The following is a 3601-nucleotide window of genomic DNA, read 5'->3' as shown; positions in this document are numbered from 1 at the left end:
TTTTTTATTTGCAGCCCATCGCCTGCGCCTTGCATGATATTCAGTTCCTGCTTTCGGCTATATCTGCCTTGCTGCGCCGGCAGGATGCCGCCTCAATCAGGGCTATGTAACTTCTTTACGCTTCTTCTAAGCTTCGCGATGTACTGCCACATAACAAAACACCCCGCCAATGGCGGGGTGTTTGTTTTATAAGCCACAGGCTGCTTACTGCCACCTGCTATCTGTTCCCTCCCACTTTGCTTCGCCAGTTCGCTCCGCTCGTGTGGGGGCCGGGGGGCTTACCTCTTCAGTGCAAAGTGGGCTTTAACCGTCCTTCGGTACTGGCCTTCGGTAAACTCTACTGTAAACCAGTAGTCGTCCGCAGGTACTGCGTTGCCGTTAAAGGTACCGTCCCATCCTTCGCCGTCAGGGCTGATTTGTTTCAGCAGCTTGCCGTAGCGGTCGAAGATGTAAATGATAGCCTGGTAGCCTTCGGCCTGTAGCCCAATGATGTTCCAGGTGTCGTTGTATCCATCACCGTTTGGCGTGAAGTAATGCGGGTAGTTGATCACACTCACATTCGCTACCACACTGATTGGGTCGTTACAGCCATCGGCAGTTGTATCCATAATGTATACCGTATGCTCGCCAGGGGCTACATCGGTAAATACATTCGAGTTTTGCCATGGGCCTTCAGGGTAAAGGCTGTACTGGTACTGCCCGTAGCCTTCTACCAATACCGTAATGGTCTGGTTCTCGCCAAAGGCGTTGCTTACCACAAAGCCATCGCCTATTGGGCTGGCAGGGCCTGACTGGATTACTTCAAAGCCTTCTGACGGGTCTGACACACATCCGTTTGGTGCAGGGCCGGTTACAATTACAGTGTACGTACCCGGGGCTTCTGCCACATAGTAGCCGTCGCCGTTTGATTCAACAAGAACCCCGTCAAGGTACCAGTCGTAAATGTGGCCGTTTGGTGCCACACCGCTCTGTAACGTAAGTGGCCTTAGTACTTCTCCGGTTACAAAGTCTACACATATCGTGTGGTTGTCGCCTTCTGTTGCAATTACAGGCTCAGGCAGCAGCTCAATAACTACTTCAAAGCTTGTAAAGTCAGGACAGCCGCTTACTGTTGATGTGTTTACTATCCTGGCCCAGATGGTTTGCGTGGTGGCATCAAACGTAGCCGGGGTGGCTATCGCATTAGTGCCGTCTATAGCATCCTGTTCGCTGGTGTAGTAGGTTACAGTATGTATTGCCGGGTCCTGGCTGCCGATGATATCGGCATCGGCCTGCGTAAGGTCGATGATGAACTGCCCGTCGTTGTCGCCATCGGTATCGCACACATCAAAGTCAGGGGTCGTTACATCGCCTGCTATGGCCTGCTCTTCTACCAGTAGCTGTAGCTGTACCGTGGTGTTACAGCCTGTTGGCTCATACTCTACATATACGTCTATCGTCTGGTTGCCTGCCACTACGTTGGTGTAGATATACGGTACCGGGGTACCGTTGTAGCTGAACCTCACGGTGTAGTCGCCATAGTCTGCAGGGTCTACGTCAGGGCCCAAAATCTCATCCATATGGGTGTTGAAATCAAACTGGGCAAAGCCGTCTGTATTCTGCTCGCATATGGCATAAGGCGCTACTGCCCCCTGTGCCGGTAGCGGGTGTACAATCAGTGGAAGCTCTACAAGCTGGTAGCATACAGGGTCGTTCGTATTGGTAGTGTTGGCCATTACCCTTACCCATACGCTGCCCGTACCGCTTACGTAGTTTTCAGGATCTGTAATCTCGTTTGTTGGCGGCTCAGCTATGGCGTCTGCCTGGGTTGGATAGTACGCAAAGTGAACCGTAAAGTCGTTATCGGCTATGTCGTCCTCGGCTTCTGTAAGGTCAAATTCCTCTACTCCATCACCTGTAGCGTTCTCATCACACAGCTCTAAGGCATCAGGGCTGAAGTTTGGCGTTGGAAGCGGAAGTACTTTTATCGTTAGCGATGTATAGCTCCTGCAGCCGTCAGGGGTTACTACCCTTACAAAGATTACTTCAGGGTTAGACTCGTTGGTGTAGGCTGTTGCCGGGGTGATTGGGTCCTCACCTGTCTCGGCATCGGCCTGGCTGTGGTGGTAGCTAACTACATTGCCCACGCCTACGCCCATTGGGCCCAGTATCTCGGCTTCCTTAACCGTAAGGTCAAAACTGGTGCTGTTGTTGTTTGGTAATTCCTCATCACACAGTACTAACATACTTGGGCGCGTAAGCTGCCATGGCGTGTTGATGATCAGCTCAAAGCTGCTCAGGCTGTAACACTCCGTGCCTGTAAGCTCTACCCGTACCCAGATTACCTGGCCATTGCTGCCGTTGTAATGCGCAGGGGTGGTGATCCTTGGGGCGCCGTTGTTGGCCGCCGCCTCACTGGCAAAGTATTCTATCGTCAGGGTGCCTTCTTCTGCCCCTGTCTCTTCGTAGATAAAGTCTTCGTATACCGTAAGGTCGATAAAGGTCTGTGCATTCTGGTTGTTACTGTCGGTATCGTCGCACAGCTCCATATCTTCCAGGTCAGGGGCCTGTGGTGCGGCCGTTACGTATAGCGTGATGGCATAAGGGGCGCTAAGGCAGCCGGTCTCATCGTTGGTGGCTACTACATAAATTTCCTGCTCGTAGGCTACCATGTTTACATAGCTCTGCGGGTTAGGGATGGCGTTAAAGCCGTTCTCTGCATCCCACTCGCTCTCATAGAACGCTACGCTGATGCCTACACCGTTATTGACCATGTCTTCCACAAGGGCTTCAAGGTCAAACGTGGCATAGCCGTCGCCATCGGTATCACACTCGGTCGTCTCTGCAGCTGTTGGCACTACCAGTACCGGAAGCGGCTCTACGCGGATGTCTAACAACACAATCCTGAAGCAGCCTGTCTCGGCATCGGTTACACGTACAAATACCGTTTCAACGCCCGGCTCTACGTTGGTGTAGGCATCAGGGGTGGTAATGAACGGTGTACCGGCTACGGCCTGCGCATACGTGTCGTGGAAGGTTACATCCACACCAAATGCGCCGCCTGTGATCTCGTCTATCCTGCTTGTCAGGTCAAATTCTTCCCTGGCATCGCCTGTGTTGTTTACATCACAAAGGCTGTACGGTACCGGCTGGGTTACTACCGGTAGCGGGTTTACAATCAGCTCAAGCTCTACTACATCATAGCAGCCCGTAGCATTGTTGGTTACCCTGATGTATACCGTAGCGCTCGGGCTGTTGTAGCTGCCCGGTGTGGCGATTACAGGGAAGCCGGCATCGGCCGCATCCTGCGTGCTGTGGTAGGTTACCGTATATTGCGTTGGGTCTAAACTACCCAGTACTTCCGCATTGTATTGTGCGATGTTGAACACCCCGATACCATCGGTATCGTTTGTGCCGTTGTCGCAAAGGGCATAAGGGCCGTCCGGCGTGGTGGCCTCAGGTGCAGGGTGTACGATCAGCTCCAGCGTGGCTACATCAAAACACTCCGTCTGGCTCGATTCTACCCTTAGGTATAAATTGGTCATTACGCTCTGGTAGGCTACAATCTGGCCCGCAGTTAGTGCATTGGTGCCAAAATCGGCATCCTCAGGGGTTTCGTGTA

1 protein-coding gene is annotated in these 3601 nt (G+C 52.7%); it reads right to left on the bottom strand.

Annotation, left to right across the window (positions count from 1 at the left end):
* Positions 1 to 278 precede the first annotated feature (278 nt).
* Positions 279 to 3601: T9SS type B sorting domain-containing protein (locus tag AM279_RS00030; RefSeq protein WP_152926061.1), on the bottom strand; the 3323-nt coding region annotated here is incomplete at its 5' end.

The organism is Flavobacterium akiainvivens (assembly GCF_001278115.1).
Taxonomy (GTDB): domain Bacteria; phylum Bacteroidota; class Bacteroidia; order Flavobacteriales; family Flavobacteriaceae; genus Flavobacterium; species Flavobacterium akiainvivens.
This window is presented reverse-complemented; position numbering and strand designations above follow the sequence as displayed.